The following is an 18,032-nucleotide window of genomic DNA, read 5'->3' as shown; positions in this document are numbered from 1 at the left end:
ATCGATGCACGCCCCATTTCGCCTCGCGCTTGCGCTCGCCCTGATGGCAACGACCGGCGCACAGGCCGCTTCGCCGCCGCACGAGCGGGCGGCCGTCGATCCCTCGCGGTTGCGGGCCGAGGTCGTCGAACGCTCGCTGTCGGAGCTGGCCGCCGACCTTCAGAGCGGAAAGCTGAGCTCGGCGGCGATCGTCGACGCCTATCTCGCGCGGATCGCGGCGATCGACCGCAACGGGCCGCGACTGCAGAGTATCCTCGCGCTCAACCCGAACGCGAAGGCGGAGGCTCGGCGCGCGGATGCCGAGCGCCGGCAGGGCAAGCTGCGCGGCCCCCTCCATGGCGTGCCGATCGTCATCAAGGACAATATCGAGACGATCGAGCTGCCGACCACCGCCGGGTCGCTCGCGCTCAAGGACAACCGGACGGGGCGCGATTCCCCCTCGGTCGCGCGGCTGCGCGCGGCGGGCGCGATCATCCTGGGCAAGGCCAACCTGTCCGAATGGGCGCAGTTCCGCGGCTTTCGCAGCCTGGCCGGGTGGAGCGCGGTCGGCGGGCTGACGCGCAACCCCCATGCGCTCGACCGCAACCCCGGCGGATCCAGCTCGGGCAGCGCGGTGGCGGTGGCGGCGAGCCTTGCGCCCGCCGCGCTCGGGACCGAGACCAATTCCTCGATCATCGGCCCGGCCGCGTTCAACGGCGTGGTCGGGTACAAGCCGACGCTCGGCCTGGTGCCGCGCACGCACGTCGTTCCGCTGTCGCCGGTACAGGATAGTGTCGGCACGCTCACGCGATCGGTGGCCGACGCCGCGTTGCTGCTGTCGATCATGGCCGGGTCCGATGCCGGTGATTCCGCCACGGCGGAAGCATCGGCCCGGCGCGAGGACTATCCCGCCCGCGTGCGCGCCGCCGATCTCAAGGGCGTGCGGCTGGGGGTGATCCGGCCCGACGGTGCCGGCACGCCGGGTGACCCCCGCCAGGCGCTGCTCACGCAGACGCTTGACCGGCTGCGCGCGGCGGGGGCCGAGATCGTCGAGGTGCCCGGCTATGACGAGGCACCGCTGCGGGCGATGCAGCTCGACATCTTCGTCCCCGACTTCAAGGCAAGTATCGACGCGTATCTGGCGAGCGCGGCGCCCCAGGTCCGTGTACGCTCGCTCGAACAGCTGGTCGCGTTCAACAACGCCACGCCGCGCGAGACTGTCCTGTTCGGGCAGGAATTGTTCGTACGCGCACTGACCGCGCCATCCGCGAATGACCCCGCCTGGCAAGCGCTGGTCGCCAAGGCGCGGCGGATGGCCGGTCCCGAGGGTATCGCCCGCCTCTGTGCCGAGTATAGGGTCAGCGCGCTGATCGGCATCACCACCGATGTCGCGCCTATGGTCGATATGGTCGGCGGCGGGCCGCGCATGACGTCGATCACCACCATGGCCGCGATCGCCGGCTACCCGCACCTCACGCTGCCGATGGGCCAGGTCGAGGGCCTGCCGCTCGGCATCTCGCTGATCGGTCCGGCGTGGAGCGATGGGCAATTGCTGGCGACGGGCGCCGCGCTGGAGAAGCTGCTGCCCCGCCGCAGCCCGCCGACCTATGTGCGATCGGTCAACGACATGCCGCGCTTCGCCACCGCCTTCCAGCGCCAGGATTGACCCATCGCCGGTTGACGGACCTTCCCCCGCCCCGCCAGACTGGCGCGGTGGAAAGAGCGGCAAATCCGAAACGGCGGACGCAGGCGGAGCGCACCGCGAGCACGCGCGAGGCGCTGATCGACGCGGCGATCCGGCTGCTCCATCGCAACGGCTATAGCGGCGCCCCGACCGAGCTGATCGCCGAGGAGGCGGGGCTGACGCGCGGCGCGCTGCACCACCATTTCAAGACCCGCGCGCACCTGATGGCGGAGGTGATCCGCACCGTCTACGAACGCGAGCAGCACGCCTATCAGGAGATGGCGGCGGCAACCGGTCGCGGCTCGCGCCTGTCCGACTGGCCCGACATGCTGTGGGAAGTTCTCAGCAAACCCTCCGGCCTCGCCGTACTCGAGATCCTTCAAGCCTCGCGCAGCGATCCCGAACTCGCCGCGCTGGTCGCGCCGATGCAGGCGGCGGTCGAGCGCATGTCGCTCGCGGCAATCGATGCGCAGTTCGGCGGCGCGGATGCGGCGGAGATGCTGCCGGGCATCCGCCTGCTCGTCTGGGCGGTGCGCGGCCTCTCGATCGCCCAGATGCTCGCGCCCGACCCCGCCGAACTCAAGCGCTCGATCGATTACCTCCGGTTGCTGATCGACGGAGCGGTCCGCGCGGGCGCGATCGACCCGCGCGGCCGCCCGCTTCACGGCACCGGCTGACCCTCGCGGCAGACCCCGGCCACCGCGTCGAAGGAGCCCGACCCGTCATCGGTCGCCAGCATCTTCAAATGCCCCAGCCACACGAAACGCCGGAATCCGCGATCCTTCGACGTGCGCTTCTCGCCACAGGCGATGTGCGGTGCATCGCGACGGACGACGACCCCCTTCAGCTCAGCGCCCGGATCGCCGATCGACGCCAGGATCGCGGTTTCGATCGCCGGTCGTGCCGGGCTCGAGCTTGGTACCGGCTCGGGCGGTGCCGGGGACGGCTGAACCGCCCCCGGACGCGGCGTCACCGCCACCACTCCGACATCCGGATCGCCCTGCGACGGCCGCCACCACAGAAGGGCGGCGGCCACCGCAACCACGGCAATCGCCGCGAAGACGATCAGCTTCCTCACGGAATGTTGCTGACCCGGCCGGTCCAGGCGGTGGCGGTGAAGAATTCGCCGGTGCCGGTCTTGAACGCCGCGCCCGCCGCCGTGTCACCCTTCAGACGCCATGCGAACCACGCCGTCGGGAAACCCATATAGCCGTACACGCCGTTCGAGCAGGCACGCAGGAAACCCAGCACGCCGCATCCGGGCGTCCCGCTGATGTCGTTGTGGTTCGCGCCCCGCAGCAACCCCTTGGCCTTGAGCATCGTGGTGGGCGTGGCGTTGTAATAAGCGGTCTGCGAGTTGAGCTGGGTGCCGCCATTCTGCGTGTCGGGCGCGATCATGCTGTCGGCGGTACCGCTGACATAGAAGATCGATCCCGATCCGCCGGTCAGTTTCGGGGTCAGCAGGCAATTGTCCGCCGGGTTGCACCACATCTGAGCGGGCAGTTCGAACGTCACCGTGGTGGTGATGACGCCGTTCGAATTGAACATGGCGTTCGCCGCGCCCGACGCGCCCTGCGAATGCCCCGCCGCACCGACCTTGGTGAAATCGATCCGGTGATAGAAGGGGCTGGCCGGATTGGCCTCCTCGGCCCGCATATAGGCGAGCGAGTCGAGCGCGGTGTTGCCATAGCCGGTCTGCTGGTCGCGCGTCGCCACCACGACAAAGCCCCAGCTGGCGAGATGCTTCAGCCACAACGTGTAATTGTCCGGCGTCGATCCGGTGCCATTGGCCCATACCACCAGCGGCAGTCGCTCCTGCGAATTCGTCATGGTGCTCGGGTAGAAGACGTCGCACTGATTGCCCTTGGAATCGCATGCCGCCGCCGATCGCGTCTGCGTCGTCGCGAGCGGGCCGTTGGCGTAATATTTGGTCTCGATGGGTCCGGTGGGTGCGTTCGGCACCGACTGAGCGGCGGCCGGCACGGCCAGTGCGGTGGCGGAAATGAGCGTGATCGCCCGAGATAATCCCTTCATCTGCCTCTCCTTGCGCTTGTCGTTTTCGTTCCCGAACCAGAGCGCGACGATGGACGGCGCGCCGGATGGTCCGGCCGCGCGAAGGCAGACGAGCGGAAGTTTTGCGCATGTGTGCAGACCCGCATCCGCCATCGCGAATGCGTGAAAAATCCTCTCCCGTTCGCCGATCTTCGCCGGCCTCGCGAGCCTATGCCTCAACTTACATACAATCAAGAATGTATGTATATAATATGCTTTTTAGCATTCCGAACGGCGCTGCCGGAAATGGAGGTCGATCGCGGGAACGAAGGCGGCGCCTACGCGGCGCCGCGCTTCAGCCACACCCCGGCGCGCCAATAGTGGAACAGCGCCCAGGGGGTCGCGGCGGCGAAGGTCAGCATCGCCCAGCGTAGCGCTTCCGCCTGCCCCAGCGACGGCCGCAGCGCGTCGGAGATCACCCCGATCAACGTCGGCCCCAGTCCCAACCCGATCAGGTTGATCACCAGCAAGGTCACCGCCGCCCACAAAGCGCGCATGCGCAGCGGCGCCAGCCCCTGGATCAGTGCGAAGGTCGGGCCGAGATAGGAGTTCACCAGGATCAGCGACGCCCAGTAGATCGGGATCGCGATCCACGGGTCGGACGAAGCGAAGAACAGGAAGGAAAGCGGCAACCCAACTCCCTTCATCACCAGCACCAGCCATGCCTGGCTGTGCAGGCCCCAGCGCTCCGCCGCCTTGTTGGCGAGCCAGCCGCCGAGCACCGCCGACAGGGTTCCGCAGACCGCCCCGACCGGCGCGACGATCGACGCGATCTGGAGTTTGTCGAGACCGATGGTGCGGATCAGGAAGCTGGGTCCGAAGGCGGTCTGGCCATAGCCGATCAGCGAGGTCAGCGTGACGCCCATCACCAGATGCACCGCCGCGCGGTTGGCGAAGAGCGAGCGAAATCCTTCGCTGAAGCTGGGCATCGCTGCGTGCGCCGCCGGCACATGACTGGGGTCCGAAAGGCCGCGACGCGGCTCGACGACGAACAGCTTGATGACCACCGCCAGGACGATGCCGGGAACGCCGACCGCGAACATCGCCACGCGCCAGCCGAAGAAATGCGCCAGCGTGCCGCCGATCATCGTCCCGCCCGCGGCCCCCAGCACCACGCCAAGCGAGTAGATACCCATCGCCCCCGCGCGCTTCTCGGGCGGATAGAGGTCGGCGATAATCGAGTGGCTGGGCGGGCTCGACCCCGCCTCGCCGATCCCGACGCCAATGCGGGCGAGCAGCAATTGCACGAAATTCTGGGCGAGGCCGCACACCGCGGTCATCGCGCTCCACAATGCCAGCGCGATGCCGATGATGTTGACGCGGTTGCCCTTGTCGGCCCAACGCGCCACCGGCAGTCCCAGCGTGGCGTAGAAGATCGCGAAGGCGAAGCCGGCGAGCAGCCCGAGCTGCGTATCCGACAGCAGCAGCTCGGCCTTGATGTCTTCCTGCAGGATCGCGAGGATCTGCCGGTCCATATAGCTGAAGAAATAGGCGGCGGTGAGCAGCGCCAGCGTGGCGCTACGTTGCCGAATGGCGCGTTCGTCCGTCGAAAGTTCAGCCATCATCACCCTTCACGAAGAAGGGCGAGCCCTGAAACCCGGACTCGCCCTGATGATTCACACCCGTTTCAATTCACCTCATCCGTCACCCCGGCCCTGTGCCGGGGTCCACCGGGCGGCTGGCGTTGGACAAGAAGTTCGAGGGCCGCCAACGCGGCACCGTGGACCCCGGCACAAGGCCGGGGTGACGGCTCTGTAATCGAAATGTTCCCGACCCTCTCGAACCTGCACCTCTCAGAACTTGATCCGCCCGGTGATGCCATAGGTCCGCGGCTCGGCCAGGAACTGCGAGAACATCTGGCGCCCGCCCGGGAATTGCGGATCGGCGAACGGCATCGCGGTGAACCCGGCCGCATAGGGCGGCGTGGTCGACCCACCCTGCTGGAAGGGCGAGTTGAACGCGACCTGGGCGTATTTCTCGTTGAACAGATTCTGTGCCCAGAATTCCAGCGCCCAGCGCTCGTCCTTGCCGCGGATACCGACGCGCCCGTTGACCACGACATAGCTGGTCTGCTCCTTCTGCGGGAACAGGTCCGAACCGGTGTTGAAGTCATCGGTCAGGCGGCTGTCGATGTAGAACAGCCCCGACAGGCCGCTCGACCCGATATCGGGCGTCCAGGCGAACGATCCGGTGGCGACGATCTCCGGTGCGTTGGAGAGGTTGTCGCCGGGCAGCATGCGCAGCGCCGGGTTGAGCGGAGCACCGCTTGAGTTGCCGACCAGATTGTCGCGATACTTGGTATTCGCGTAGGTCAGTCCCAGGCCCACGCGGATGTCGCGGTGCGGCACCAACGTCGCCTCCAGCTCGACACCGGTCGAGCTGACACCATAGCCGACATCGTTCTTGGGACATGCCCCGGTGCCCAGCGCCGGGTTGAGGTTGAACGCGGTGCCCGCCGCGATCACCGGCGCGATATAGTTGGCCGATCCGGGGTTGGCGCTCTGGTCCCGATCGGCGCCGCCCAGGCTGCTCTTACAGCCATTGACGTTCTGGACGATGAACACCGTGCCGTCGAACGTGTTGAGCTGGAAGTTCTTGAACTGCTGGCGGAACACCGAAACGTTCAGGCTGAATGGCCCGGTCGCGTATTTCGCGCCGATCTCGACCGCGTCGACGATCTCGGGGTCGAACTGCAGGTTCTTGACCAGCGCCTGCGCACCGCCAAGGCTGGCGAAGGAGGACACCGGCGCCTTGAGCGCCGACCGGTCGAGGTTGAAGCCGCCCGCCTTGTAGCCGCGCGAATAGCTCGCATAGAGCAGCAGGTCCTGCATCGGCTTCCACGACAGGATCGCGGTGCCGGTGAACTGGTCCTCCTTGCGCTCGTCGCTGATCGAGACGCCGTTGAGCTCGGCGGTCGAATTGCCTTGGCACGACAGGTTGATCAGCGACTGCGACACGGCGAACAGCGCGGTGTTGAACCCGGGGCTGTTCGGGTTGACGAACGCCCCGAGCAACGCCTGATTGGCGACGCAGGCGGTGTTGTCGTTGCCGAAGCTCGCCGCGAATTTCTTGCGCTCATTGGTGTAGCGCAGGCCCAGGGTCAGATCGAGCGTGTCGGTGAGGTGGACGATATTGTGCGTGAACAGCGCCCAGTTGCGGCTGTCCTGGCGATAGGTGTCGCGCGTGGTGCCGCGGTCGTTAATCGAATCGAGATTGTCGAACGCCGCATAGATCAGCGGCGACGCCGCGCCGAACAGCGCCGGACGCGCGGCAAGGCATGCGGGCGAAGTCGGCGAGTAGAGTGCCGAAAGCCCGCCGGGAGAAACGATGCGGCAGCTCGCGAACCGGCCATATTGGTTGCCGAAGCGCAGATTGTCGGTCGCGGTCAGCTTCTCGTTCGCGAAATAGCCGCCGACCAGCCAGTCGAGCTTGTCGCCGAATGCCGTGCCCTGCAGCCGCAGTTCCTGGCTGAACGTCTCGAACCGGCGCGACGAGCCGTCATTGTCGGCGCGGTAGAGGATGTCGACCGCGCTATAGTCGGTATCCGAAGCCTGGCTGCTGAAATAATTGCGATAGCCGGTGATCGAGGTCAGCGTCGTGTTGCCGAAGCTCCAATCGGCCTGGAGCGAGACGCCATAATCCTCGGTCCGCCCGCCATAGGTCCGGCCCGGCGACACCGACAGCTCGCGTGACCAGCCGGCGTGGAGCGCCGCCGGGTTCTGGCCCAGCGCCGTCAGCACGTTGACGATATTGTTGCCGCTGTCATTCGTACGCCCCGGCACCGCTCCCGGCTGTTGCAGCGGGATCGCCGGATTGTTGAGGTTGCCGATATACGGATTGACGCTGTTGCTGACATAGGTCGCGCCGCAGCATTTCTCGTCGCGCTTGGTATAGTCGCCGATCAGGCGGATGCGCAGGTCGCTCGACGGTTCGAACAGCAACTGCCCGCGCAGGAAATAGCGGTCGCGATCGTTGACGTCGGTCTTGTTGGTCGCGTCGTTATAGAAGCCGTCGCGCTTCACATAGACGCCGTCAACCCGCGCCGCGAGCGTTTCGCCCAGCGGCACGTTGAGGTTGCCGCTGAAGCGCATCAGATCGTAATTGCCGTAGCTCGCCTCGGCGCCGCCCGAAAAACCGCTGAACGACGGCGCCTTCGACACGATGCTGATGATGCCCGCCGAGGCGTTGCGGCCGAACAACGTGCCCTGCGGCCCGCGCAGCACCTCGACGCGCTCGATCTCACCCAGTTCGTTGAGGCCGATGCCCGAACGCGAGCGATAGACGCCGTCGATGAACACCGCGACCGAGCTTTCGAGGCCGGGATTGTCGCCGACCGTACCGATGCCACGGATGCGCGCCGAACCGTTCGCCTCGCTGCCCGTCGAGGACACCAGCAGCGACGGCGCGACCTGATTGAGCTGGCGGATGTCGTTCGCGCCCGAATTCTGCATCTGCTCCGAATTCACCGCGGACACGGCCAACGGTACGTCTGCAAGCTGCTGTGCACGGCCTTGCGCGGTAATGACGATTTCACCGGCCGCCGCCTCGGGCTCCGCCGGCTTTTGCGTGTCCTGCGCGAAGGCGGGCGACGCCGTGGCGATGGCGAGCGCCGGAATGGCCGCAGCCGAGAAAAGGCTAATCCGTTTCATAGATCCCACTCCCGTTCGGGTTGGAGCGCCTCCCGGCTCCATACCGCAAACTCGAATAGATCGTTTATCCGGCTTGCGGTCAAGACCACAAAACCGTTGCAAATTGCCACTTACACTAGCGTAGATCGGGCACGCCACGCGGCAGTGCAGCATAAAGGGTATGCTGAACGCTTGTTCGAAATGACTCCATTTCCCATTCCGCCATCCCGGCCTTGTGCCGGGATCCGCCACGCCGCGCGCGTGGAATTCCCGGCTCCGTCGTATCGCACCCGGCACCGTGGATCCCGGCACAAGGCCGGGATGGCGGAGAACAGGAGCCAAGCCCCGCTTGAAGCACATTGCCGTCCGCACACCGCTGCTCCTATGTCCCGCGCCATGAGCTACGAATCCGTCCGCAACGACCTCGCCCAACGCGCGCCCGACCTGTCGATCATCGAGGCCGAGCAAAGCACCGCTACCGTCATCGAGGCCGCGGCAGCGCTGGGCGTGACGCCGGGACAGATCGCCAAGACGCTGGCGTTGCGCGTCAACGAGCGTGTCGTGCTGGTGGTGGCGCGCGGCGACGCCCGATTGGACAATCAGAAGACCAAGGCCGCGCTCGGCGGAAAGCCGCGAATGCTCGACGCGGACCAGACGCTCGCCGCCACCAGCCATCCCGTGGGCGGCGTCTCCCCCTTCGGACTCCCCGCCCCGCTACCGATCTATTGCGACGTCAGCCTGCGCGCCTTTGCCACCGTCTTCCCGGCCGCCGGCTCGCGCAACAGCTCGGTCGAGGTCGCGACGGATCGCCTCGCGACGCTGCTTGGCGCCGAGTGGGTCGATATCTGCGGCCCGCCTGCCGATGGGTGAGATCGGCGGTGTATTCACGGGCAAAGTGTATCGCTGTATTGTCATAGTGCATCACTATTGGTAGCCCGATGCCTCCATGCCTTCCCTCGCGCCTTCTCCTGCCACCTTGCCCGCCACCGCCATCGGATCGATGTCGGCCATCATGAGACGAACTGGACCGTCCCCTTATGCGTTGGAATGCCTCTAGAAAGACCAATCGGCTGCGCGGGCCGGCTGCCACGTCGCCGCTCGATCGCATCCGCTTCTTTACGGCCTGGCTGGGCAATCCACGCAGCGTCGCGGCGATCGCCCCGTCGGGCAAGGCGCTGGCTCAACTGATCACGCGTGACTTCGATGCGCGAACCGGACCGGTGCTGGAATTGGGTCCTGGGACGGGGGTGTTCACGCAGGCATTGCTGGATCGGGGTGTCGCGGAACATGACCTGACCCTCGTCGAATATGACGATGGCTTCGCGCGACTGCTCAAGCGACGCTTTCCGCGGGCGAACATCCTCAGCATCGATGCCGCCGACCTGGCCGAAGCTCACCGATCGCCATCGGATCTGTTCGGCGCGGCGATATGCGGACTCGGCCTGCTGAACATGAAGCCGGCGAAGGTCGAGGCGATCCTGCGGGCCGCCTTCATGCGGATGCGCAGCGGCGCGCCGCTCTACCTGTTCACCTATGGCCGCAATTGCCCGGTGCCGGATGCGGTGCTTCAGCGCCTCGACCTGAATGCAGTTCGCATCGCGACGATCCGGCGGAATATCCCCCCGGCTTCGGTTTACCGGATCGCCGCCCGCCAGGCACAGGCGGACTGACGCATGCCTGGCCCCGACCTGGTTACCGACCTGCTGTCCCTTGGATTGATGGGCGTTTTCCTCGTCGCGACGCTGGAGAAGTTCATCCCGGTCGTTCCGTCCTACGTCATGCTGCTGGCGCTGGGGATGAACGCGCCCGATCTGCCACGATTGACGTTGATGCTGGGAATCACGGTGATCGGCTCGCTATGCGGCTCGGCCGGCTGGTTCGCGATCGGCCGTATCTTGGGCGAACAACGAATAGAGCGGCTTGTCGCGCGCTTCGGCAAATATGTCTTTTTCCCGCTGTCGACCTACCAGCGGCTGGCGGCCTCCTATCGGCGCAATCGCTTTCGGGTAACGGCATTCGGCCAGACCATTCCGGTGGCGCGGGTCTATCTCGGGCTGCCCGCCGGCGTGCTGAAGCTACCGACCATCTCATTCCTCACCGCCGCTACGCTCGGCATTCTGGTCTGGAACCTGCCCTTCCTGTTGCTCGGCTTCCTGCTGAAGGGCACCTCGCATTCCCTGTTCTATGTCGGCTTGCGAGCGTCGATCGCGCTCGTCGCCGCCGAGTTTCTGATTGTCGCACTGGTCCGCGTCATCCGGCGCTCGCACGAGAGCGGTCAAGCATGAGCCGGCACTTCATCCGGCCGGACCTTCTGCTGCCCTTCGCCGTCAACTTCGCCATCATGGTCATTCTGCCGGCAAGACTTGGGTTCTCGGGCGTGCCGGTCGCGACGTTTCTCGCCTACGCCGCCCTCAGCGGAGCGCTGCTGACCCTCGCCGGGGATTTGCGCTATCTGCGCACCATTTTCTCCCGCCGCGATGTCCGCGGCTATCTGCTCGTCCGCATCGCCATCGTCGCGATCGTGGGCGCGGTCCCCTTCGTCCTGGCCAGAAACCTGGCGGCATGAGGCTGAGGCAGCTGGACCCTGATCGGCATTATATGGAAGATCAAGGCCTAAAGCCCCAGTTACGGACACAGGCCTCTGTCGGGCACGATGAGCAGACAGACGCGGCCGCAATTCCCTCGCTCACCGAGCTGCCGAACGACATCGAACGGCGATGTTACTTTGCCCGTCCATACAAAACGCCGACCATCACGAAGCCATCCGAACGAATCACTCTGCAGACGACCCCGAACTGCTGAGCCTGAGGCCCAAAGAACAGGCCCGTAAACGTGCCCGAGTACGAGCGCCCGGAGGGCTGGTACGACTGGCCGGTGATGGTACCTTCCAGCTTGTTGCCCTGGCGGTCGATCCGTCCCGCGAAGTAGAGCCTGCCAGAGTCAGCGGTTCCAATCCCGCCATCGCTACCACCACCGCCGGTTATTAAAATGTCGATTCCGGCACTCATGATGCCTTCGCCGAAATTGAACTCGCCGACCCCGCCACCGCCGTAGAAGCTGTTGGACCGCGAATAGCCGCGCGAAGCCGAAAATACCAAGCGGTCGCGAGAGCTCCCGCCGGTTCTAGGCATGTCCGTCACAACGGTCGGAGAGCCGCCGATGAAAAAACGGGTCAGGTCCCTGGCACCGGCAGGCGATAATACGGTGTCCTTCACCGCCTGCCTCACCTGGACGAAGTAATTGTCGCTCGGTTGAGATAAGGCAATAAGGAGGGTGTCCTCGCCGCCAGCGGTCGCCAAGCGGTAGTCCTTCACCCAATCGCTCCGATACATGATGTTGGCAGCGGTGAAGGACGACGTTTCCTGTGCGAAGGCAACTGCGGCAGCTTCGTTGTTTGCGGTATAAGTCAGGCGCCCGCTCTCCGGATTCTCATCTATTCCAGAGGTGCGAACCACCGGACTCCCATCCGATGGAGTGATCACGGAAAGAGAGACGCTGAGCCCCGTAAACGAGAGGTTCTGGCCAAAAACTGCCTGGTTATAGATCGGTGCCGGTGTGGGTGTAGGCGTCGGAGTGGGCGCGGGCGTTGGCGTTGGCGTTGGCGTAACAATCACGCCGCCCGACGATCCACCGTTGCCACAACCACTGATCAGGGCGCAAAACAGGGCCGAAGCCAACGCTCTCTTCAACAACAACACTTCCTCCGCCTGGCAGTTTTGGCGACCTGCAGTAGCGATCGGCTTCCGGAAGCAGCAGCCCTACGTCATCGGCGTCGCATTGTGAACTCTGATCAACGGGCTCTGCGAATCCCTCTTCGGCATCGATAACAAGGGGTTGTCGACCGCGCCTGCTGGCCAAGGGCAGGCGTCGCCCGTCCCACCGGGTTCAACCTCCCGGGGGTTCGCGCCCACGACCAGCGTTCGCCTCAGAACCCGCTCAACCGCGCGAAGCGATCCCGATGATACGCCGCATTGCCCCACATCTGCTCGAGCACGCGCATCCGCTTGAGCGTGAAGCCCGCGTCATACTCGTCGGTCATGCCGATGCCGCCGTGCAGCTGGATCAGCTCGCGGCTCATCAAATGGCCGACCTCATTGGCCTTGCCCTTTGCCAGCGACGCCGCCTGACGCGTGTCGCCACCGCGATCGATCGCCGCCAGCCCGGCTTCGACCGCCGATCGCATCAGCTCGATCTCGCTGAACAGATTCGCCATGCGGTGCTGCAGCGCCTGGAAGGTCGCCAACACCTGTCCGAACTGCACGCGCTGCTTGAGGTACGCCAGCGTCGTGTCGAACGCCGCGCCGGCCATGCCGAGCATCTCGGCGCTCGCCAGCACCGCCGCGCGATCGATCACCGCGTCGAGCAACCCGTCGCCGCCCTCAGCCAGCTTCTCGGCTGCCGCGCCGTCGAACGTGACCTGCGCATGGCTGCGGACGTCGGCGAGATGCCGGCGCGAAACAGTCACGCCCGCACCCGCCTCCACCAGGTACAGGCCATCGGTCGCCGCGACCACGAACAGTCCGGCGCTATCGCCCTCGGCGACGAACGCCTTGGTGCCGGATAGCTTACCGCCCCCCACCTTCGCGGCGATGGTCGCCGGATCGAAGCGCGGCCCCTCATCCACCGCCAGTGTCGCGACCAGCTCGCCGCTCGCGATCTTCGGCAGCCACTTGGCCTTCTGCGCCTCGCTCCCGCCGAGCAGGATCGCCGATGCCGCGGCCGCCGACGACGCCAGCGGACTGGCCGTCAGAGTCTTGCCCAGCTCCTCGATCACCAGCCCCAGGCTCAGCCAGCCAAAGTCACTGCCGCCCTGCGCCTCGGGAATGATGATCCCGGTCCAACCCATCTCGGCCATCGTCGCAAAGGCGCCGGCGTCATAGCCCGCCGCATCGCCGCCATCGCGCACCTTGCGCCACGCCGAAACCGGGCTCTCATTCCCGGCCCAATCGCGCGCCATGTCGCGCAGCATCGTCTGTTCTTCGGTCAGAACGGCCATTCTTCTTCTCCAAACCTCTCGATCGTCATCCCGGCCTTGTGCCGGGATCCACTCCGCCTCACGCGATGCGATCGAGCCTCTTGTGCATCGCCCGCGGCACGGTGGGCCCCGGCACAAGGCCGGGGTGACGAACACTCACTGGTGGTCCAGCATCCCCAAAATCCGCTTGGCGATGATGTTGTTCTGGATCTCGGTCGATCCGCCATAGATCGTCGTCGCCTTGCCAAAGAGCCAGGCACGCGTGCCCTTGAGTTGCGCCTCGCTGAAGCCCTCGCCTTCCCAGCCCAGCCCCTCGATCCCCTGGATCTCGATCAGCAGTTCGGCGCGCTCCTGGCCCAGCTTGGTGCCGACGGTCTTGAGGATCGACGAGACCTCCGATACCCCGCCCGCAGCCTTGCTCTCCGCCTGCACCCGCATCGCGGTCAGCAGGAAGGCGCGCCAGTCCATCTCCCATTTGGCGATCCGTGCGCGCAGGTCCGGATCGGCGACGCGGCCTTCGGCATCGGCACCGACATATTTCTTGGCGATATCGGCCAATGACGGCCCGCTCGGCATCAGACGCGATCCGCCGCCCGACAGGTTCGTCCGCTCGTGCTGGAGCAGGCGCTTGCCGATCGTCCAACCCTGCCCCTCCTCGCCGACGCGGTTCGCCTTGGGCACCTTCACATCGGTGAAGAAGGTCTCGCAGAAGGGCGACATGCCGCTGATCATCTGGATCGGCTTCACCTCGACGCCCGGCGTATCCATGTCGATCAGGACAAAGGTGATCCCGCCCTGTTTCTGGGTCTTGTCGGTGCGGACGATGCAAAAGCACTTGTCCGCCCACTGCCCGCCGCTGGTCCAGGTCTTCTGGCCGTTGACCAGATAATGGTCGCCCTTGTCCTCGGCGAAGCATTGCAAATTGGCCAGGTCCGACCCGGCATTGGGTTCCGAATAGCCCTGGCACCAGCGCACCTCGCCCTTGGCGATCGCCGGGATATGCTCGCGCTTCTGCGCCTCGTTGCCATATTCCAGCAGCGTCGGGCCGAACATCATCACGCCCATCCCGCCGATCGGGTTCCACGCGCCGACCTTCGCCATCTCGTCCGCCAGCACCTTGGCCTGCGCACGGGAAAGCCCACCACCACCATATTCGGCGGGCCAGGTCGGCACGCCCCAGCCCTTCTCGCCCATCGCCTTGCGCCAGGCGGCCTGATCGGGGGTTTCCTCGGTCGGGCCTTCGACGGCGGACATGGTGTTGTCCTTGCCCTTGAGCGACGCGGGGAAGTTCGCCGCCAGCCATTCGCGCACCTCGGTACGGAAAGAGTCGAGCTCGTTCGCCGTCGCCGGTTCTGCCAGGGTTGCCACCTTATTCTCCTTTTCCCCTCCGCGCCGGAGACACGCTCACTTGCGCGAGTCCAAACATCGGCACCGACATGTTCTACTTCGTCTCCGGACCCGTCCCAGCCAGAGTCGGTCTCGAAGCCATTTTTCGAGTTTGCGGTATGGCCCTAGGCAGGTCAAGCACCGTTTTGGCAGCAGCCTCGCGATCCGTTGAGATATCCCCCGAGACACACCGCCGCGCTCCGGCTAAAAGCCGCGTCCAAAGGGGACCTCATGCGCTTCCATCATCGTGCCGTGCCGATCGTGCTGACCGCGGTCATGATCGACTCGATCGGCTTCGGCATCATCATGCCGGTGCTTCCGCGACTGATCGTCGAGCTCGCTCATGTCGGACTCGAGGATGCGGCGCGGATTGGCGGCTACATGCTCGTCGCCTTCGCGATCGCCCAGTTCTTCGCGGGTCCGATCCTCGGTACGCTGGGCGACGCGATCGGACGGCGGCCGGTGCTGCTCTTCTCGATGATCGCCTTCTCGATCGACTATGCCCTGATGGCCGCCGCCCCCACCATCGGCTGGCTGTTCCTGGGCCGCGTCATCGCCGGCATCGCGGGCGCCTCGTACGGCCCCGCCAATGCGGTGCTCGCCGACGTCACCCCACCCGAAAAACGTGGTGCCACCTTCGGCTTGATGGGCGCGGCATTCGGCATCGGCTTCATCCTCGGTCCGGCGCTCGGCGGCCTGCTTGCCGGGTTCGGTCCGCGAACCCCGTTCATCGCCGCGGCGGTACTGGCGGGGCTCAACGCGATCTGGATCCTCACCATGCTGCCCGAGACGATCAAGCCGGAGGGGCGCCGCCCCTTCCGCTGGGGCAATGCGCACATCTTTGCCGCGTTCAAGCCGTTGTTCCATTCGGGCAATGCCGGCTGGCTGCTCGCCGCCATGTTCCTGTGGCAGTTCGCGCACATGGTCTATCCCGCGACCTGGGCGTTCTTCGGCGAAATCACGCTCGGCTGGAACGAGAAGATGATCGGCCTGTCGCTCGCCGCCGCCGGCCTGTGCATGGCCGCGGTCCAGATGCTGGTCACCGGCCGCGCGATCAAGGCATGGGGCGAGGAACGCACCGTCGTGCTCGGCATGGCGGCGGGCGGACTCGCCTTTACCGCCTATATCTTCGCGCGCGAGACGTGGATGATCTACGTCATCCTCGCGGTCAGCGCGTTCCAGGCGCTCGCCTTCCCGTCGATGAACGCGCTGCTCTCCCGCATGACAGATGCAAGCCGCCAGGGCGCACTGCAGGGCGGCATCGCCAGCCTGAACAGCGTCGCGCTGATCTTCGCGCCGCTGGCGCTCACTCAGGCGCTGGCCTTCGGGGCGGAGCACGGCTTCAACGCGGGGAATTTCGTCCTCGCCGCCGCGCTCGCCTTCGGGGCGCTGATCATCATCGTGCTGCGCGTGGTGCCCAAGGTTCACAAGCGCGACGCGGCGGAATCCGAACCGGCAGCGTAACGGCGGTTGTACACGGCGAGCCGCTTCCTATCTCGCGGCTCCAACCCAAGCCGGAGGCTTCCCCGACATGATCGACCTCTATTACTGGCCGACCCCGAACGGCCACAAGATCACCCTGTTCCTTGAGGAAGCCGGCCTCCCCTACACCATCCATCCGGTCAACATCGGCCAGGGCGACCAGTTCAAGCCCGACTTCCTCAAGATCGCCCCCAACAACCGCATGCCCGCGATCATCGACACCGATCCGGCCGATGGCGGCGAGCCGATCAGTGTGTTCGAGAGCGGTGCGATCCTGACCTATCTTGCCAACAAGACCGGCAAGTTCTTTGGCCCGGCCCAGCGCGACAAGGTCGTGCAGATGCAGTGGCTGATGTGGCAGATGGGCGGCCTTGGCCCGATGGCCGGGCAGAACCACCATTTCAACCGCTACGCGCCCGAGCAGATCCCCTACGCCCAGAAGCGCTATATCGACGAGACCAACCGCCTCTACGGCGTGCTCGATCGCCAGCTCGCGGGCAAGCCGTTCGTGACAGGCGAGGACTATTCGATCGCCGACATGGCGATCTATCCCTGGATCGTCCCGCACGAAGCGCAGGGCCAGAATCTCGACGATTTCCCGAATTTGAAGCGCTGGTTCGAAGCCGTGAAGGCCCGCCCCGCGACGATCCGCGCCTATGAAAAGGGCGAGGAAGTCCGTCCCGGCAACCCGACGATGAGCGAAGAGGACAAGAAGATCCTGTTCGGTCAGACCGCAGCGAACACGGCAACGACATAAAATGGTATGATATGGCGGGTTCGAAAATCACGCCGAACCCGCCATTTTTCGCAACGCTCGCACGCCAGAACCCGGGAGAGCCCAAATGACACGGCCCTGCCCAACAACATTTCTGGATTAACTCGCCTTCATATTAGAAGATACGTTGCGAAACGTCTTTGATACCTGATTTCCAAGACCCTGCATCGCAGCTATCGCCGCAACAGCAATCAATGCCGCGATCAATCCGTATTCAATTGCCGTTGCACCGCGCTTGTTACGACAAATTACTGGAATAATATTACGCACAGATCTTCCTCCACACTGGAAGAGCTATCACTACACGGTCGCGGTTAATGTCATTGTGACCGAATTCCCCATTCTGACGAATCGTTATTACCCATTCTGGCGATTCACCGAATCAGATACCGTCGGTAAGGCCCGCCACGCCTTCTTGGCCCGCCCTTGCCGCCGCTCGGAACAACGACGCCGATACCAGCCACAGCAGCGTGAAGAAGCCGCCGAACAGCCAGGTCTTGAACACGCCGTCCGGCACCTGCGCGGTCACCGGCGCGGTTGCGACGGCAAGGGTCCAGACAAGCTGCATCACCGCCACGCCCAGCATCGTCCGCGCCATCCCCGCCGCCCGGAACCGCGCGGCGTATCCGCCCACGACCGGCGCCATGACCAACAGGAAGAAGCCGGCACTGTCGACGCTGTCGCGGACGATCGTGGTCCACACAATCAGGAACGATGTCAGCGCCGCCACGCCCACGCCCGCGCGATAGGCGGCGCTACCGCCCGCCGCCATCCCGGCCGCCTTGCTCGATCCGTTCATGCCTCTGCCTCCTTTGAAAATACCGCCCCCTCCTTGCACGGGCCGAGGTGAGCGGCATGAGCGGGACATGAGCAATGGCTGAAAAGCGCTTCCGGATGACCGACAGCCGGTAAAGTCACACTTGCGGCAACCCTAGCAGCGCTGCCCTTCCCCGCGCCCCATAGCCCGCCTAACCTTCCCTCACCGCCGCGTGACTGACGCTGCAAGATGGGACACCATCGGGAAGCGCGAGCGGGTTGCGCCGCGCGTCTGGGCATCGCTCTCGACCTGGA

The 18,032-nt window shown here is 65.4% G+C and carries 17 protein-coding genes and 1 riboswitch; of the genes, 8 read left to right on the top strand and 9 right to left on the bottom strand.

The genetic code is table 11. The annotated features are described in order from the left end of the window. Positions 1-4 precede the first annotated feature (4 nt). On the top strand, positions 5-1,645 hold the full coding sequence (locus tag AC07M1_RS13395; RefSeq protein ID WP_495163115.1) for an amidase: 1,641 nt from the start codon (positions 5-7) through the stop codon (positions 1,643-1,645). 47 nt (positions 1,646-1,692) lie between these two features. Then, complete coding sequence (locus tag AC07M1_RS13390) at positions 1,693-2,340, top strand: TetR/AcrR family transcriptional regulator (RefSeq protein WP_495163114.1); 648 nt, start codon at positions 1,693-1,695, stop codon at positions 2,338-2,340. Here AC07M1_RS13390 and AC07M1_RS13385 read toward each other — a convergent pair. From AC07M1_RS13385 to AC07M1_RS13370, 4 genes are all read right to left on the bottom strand, one after another. Further along, positions 2,325-2,741 carry a hypothetical protein gene (locus AC07M1_RS13385; protein ID WP_495163113.1) on the bottom strand — a complete coding sequence of 139 codons (417 nt, stop codon included), beginning with the start codon at positions 2,739-2,741 and terminating at the stop codon, positions 2,325-2,327. The genes AC07M1_RS13390 and AC07M1_RS13385 overlap by 16 nt on opposite strands. Beyond that, on the bottom strand, positions 2,738-3,697 hold the full coding sequence (locus AC07M1_RS13380) for a poly(ethylene terephthalate) hydrolase family protein (RefSeq protein ID WP_495163112.1): 960 nt from the start codon (positions 3,695-3,697) through the stop codon (positions 2,738-2,740). Before AC07M1_RS13380 ends, AC07M1_RS13385 begins: the two co-directional genes overlap by 4 nt. Positions 3,698-3,993: 296 nt before the next feature. Then, positions 3,994-5,277, bottom strand: coding sequence for a spinster family MFS transporter (locus AC07M1_RS13375; protein WP_495163111.1), 1,284 nt, complete (start codon positions 5,275-5,277; stop codon positions 3,994-3,996). 231 nt (positions 5,278-5,508) lie between these two features. Further along, on the bottom strand, positions 5,509-8,364 hold the full coding sequence (locus AC07M1_RS13370) for a TonB-dependent receptor (protein ID WP_495163110.1): 2,856 nt from the start codon (positions 8,362-8,364) through the stop codon (positions 5,509-5,511). A gap of 375 nt (positions 8,365-8,739) precedes the next feature. Here AC07M1_RS13370 and AC07M1_RS13365 point away from each other — a divergent pair, with 375 nt between their 5' ends. The 4 genes from AC07M1_RS13365 to AC07M1_RS13350 all read left to right on the top strand — a co-directional run bounded on the left by AC07M1_RS13365 (position 8,740) and on the right by AC07M1_RS13350 (position 10,909). After that, positions 8,740-9,213, top strand: a complete 474-nt coding sequence (locus tag AC07M1_RS13365) for a YbaK/EbsC family protein (RefSeq protein WP_495163109.1) — start codon at positions 8,740-8,742, stop codon at positions 9,211-9,213. A gap of 167 nt (positions 9,214-9,380) precedes the next feature. Continuing rightward, positions 9,381-10,013, top strand: a complete 633-nt coding sequence (locus AC07M1_RS13360) for a class I SAM-dependent methyltransferase (RefSeq protein WP_495163108.1) — start codon at positions 9,381-9,383, stop codon at positions 10,011-10,013. A gap of 3 nt (positions 10,014-10,016) precedes the next feature. Then, positions 10,017-10,628 (top strand): DedA family protein, encoded by a 612-nt coding sequence (locus AC07M1_RS13355; protein ID WP_495163107.1) that lies wholly within the window; start codon positions 10,017-10,019, stop codon positions 10,626-10,628. Further along, positions 10,625-10,909, top strand: a complete 285-nt coding sequence (locus tag AC07M1_RS13350) for a hypothetical protein (protein ID WP_495163106.1) — start codon at positions 10,625-10,627, stop codon at positions 10,907-10,909. The genes AC07M1_RS13355 and AC07M1_RS13350 overlap by 4 nt, the downstream gene beginning before the upstream one ends. 154 nt (positions 10,910-11,063) lie before the next feature. Here the strand turns inward: AC07M1_RS13350 and AC07M1_RS13345 are convergent, their stop codons facing one another. The 3 genes from AC07M1_RS13345 to AC07M1_RS13335 all read right to left on the bottom strand — a co-directional run bounded on the left by AC07M1_RS13345 (position 11,064) and on the right by AC07M1_RS13335 (position 14,686). Continuing rightward, positions 11,064-12,038: a hypothetical protein gene (locus AC07M1_RS13345; protein WP_495163105.1), complete on the bottom strand. Its 975-nt coding sequence runs from the start codon at positions 12,036-12,038 to the stop codon at positions 11,064-11,066. Between the two features lie 230 nt (positions 12,039-12,268). After that, positions 12,269-13,339: an acyl-CoA dehydrogenase family protein gene (locus AC07M1_RS13340; protein ID WP_495163104.1), complete on the bottom strand. Its 1,071-nt coding sequence runs from the start codon at positions 13,337-13,339 to the stop codon at positions 12,269-12,271. Between the two features lie 135 nt (positions 13,340-13,474). Next, positions 13,475-14,686 (bottom strand): acyl-CoA dehydrogenase family protein, encoded by a 1,212-nt coding sequence (locus AC07M1_RS13335; RefSeq protein WP_495163103.1) that lies wholly within the window; start codon positions 14,684-14,686, stop codon positions 13,475-13,477. A gap of 249 nt (positions 14,687-14,935) precedes the next feature. On the opposite strand from AC07M1_RS13335, the gene AC07M1_RS13330 reads away from it, so the two are divergent. Together AC07M1_RS13330 and AC07M1_RS13325 are read left to right on the top strand one after the other, a co-directional pair. Further along, a complete protein-coding gene (locus AC07M1_RS13330) occupies positions 14,936-16,168 on the top strand; it encodes a TCR/Tet family MFS transporter (protein WP_495163102.1) in 1,233 nt (410 codons plus the stop codon). 67 nt (positions 16,169-16,235) lie between these two features. Then, positions 16,236-16,943, top strand: coding sequence for a glutathione binding-like protein (locus AC07M1_RS13325; protein WP_495163101.1), 708 nt, complete (start codon positions 16,236-16,238; stop codon positions 16,941-16,943). Between the two features lie 117 nt (positions 16,944-17,060). Here AC07M1_RS13325 and AC07M1_RS13320 read toward each other — a convergent pair whose 3' ends face one another. Then, entirely contained in the window at positions 17,061-17,222 is a 162-nt protein-coding gene (locus AC07M1_RS13320) for a Flp family type IVb pilin (RefSeq protein WP_495163251.1), read from the bottom strand. A 121-nt stretch (positions 17,223-17,343) separates the two neighbouring features. Further along, positions 17,344-17,760 (bottom strand): hypothetical protein, encoded by a 417-nt coding sequence (locus AC07M1_RS13315; protein WP_495163100.1) that lies wholly within the window; start codon positions 17,758-17,760, stop codon positions 17,344-17,346. A gap of 180 nt (positions 17,761-17,940) precedes the next feature. Continuing rightward, a riboswitch (ZMP/ZTP riboswitch) is annotated at positions 17,941-18,022 on the top strand. The last annotated feature ends 10 nt before the right edge of the window (positions 18,023-18,032 follow it).

This window comes from Sphingomonas sp. GW821-FHT10C01 (assembly GCF_059415525.1).
This window is presented reverse-complemented; position numbering and strand designations above follow the sequence as displayed.

Coding starts and splice junctions, on each gene's coding strand:
- AC07M1_RS13365 (WP_495163109.1), top strand. CDS start 8,740: ATGAGCTACGAATCCGTCCGCAACGACCTCGCCCAACGCGCGCCCGAC.
- AC07M1_RS13395 (WP_495163115.1), top strand. CDS start 5: ATGCACGCCCCATTTCGCCTCGCGCTTGCGCTCGCCCTGATGGCAACG.
- AC07M1_RS13370 (WP_495163110.1), bottom strand. CDS start 8,364: ATGAAACGGATTAGCCTTTTCTCGGCTGCGGCCATTCCGGCGCTCGCC.
- AC07M1_RS13355 (WP_495163107.1), top strand. CDS start 10,017: ATGCCTGGCCCCGACCTGGTTACCGACCTGCTGTCCCTTGGATTGATG.
- AC07M1_RS13330 (WP_495163102.1), top strand. CDS start 14,936: ATGCGCTTCCATCATCGTGCCGTGCCGATCGTGCTGACCGCGGTCATG.
- AC07M1_RS13360 (WP_495163108.1), top strand. CDS start 9,381: ATGCGTTGGAATGCCTCTAGAAAGACCAATCGGCTGCGCGGGCCGGCT.
- AC07M1_RS13375 (WP_495163111.1), bottom strand. CDS start 5,277: ATGGCTGAACTTTCGACGGACGAACGCGCCATTCGGCAACGTAGCGCC.
- AC07M1_RS13315 (WP_495163100.1), bottom strand. CDS start 17,760: ATGAACGGATCGAGCAAGGCGGCCGGGATGGCGGCGGGCGGTAGCGCC.
- AC07M1_RS13325 (WP_495163101.1), top strand. CDS start 16,236: ATGATCGACCTCTATTACTGGCCGACCCCGAACGGCCACAAGATCACC.
- AC07M1_RS13350 (WP_495163106.1), top strand. CDS start 10,625: ATGAGCCGGCACTTCATCCGGCCGGACCTTCTGCTGCCCTTCGCCGTC.
- AC07M1_RS13380 (WP_495163112.1), bottom strand. CDS start 3,697: ATGAAGGGATTATCTCGGGCGATCACGCTCATTTCCGCCACCGCACTG.
- AC07M1_RS13340 (WP_495163104.1), bottom strand. CDS start 13,339: ATGGCCGTTCTGACCGAAGAACAGACGATGCTGCGCGACATGGCGCGC.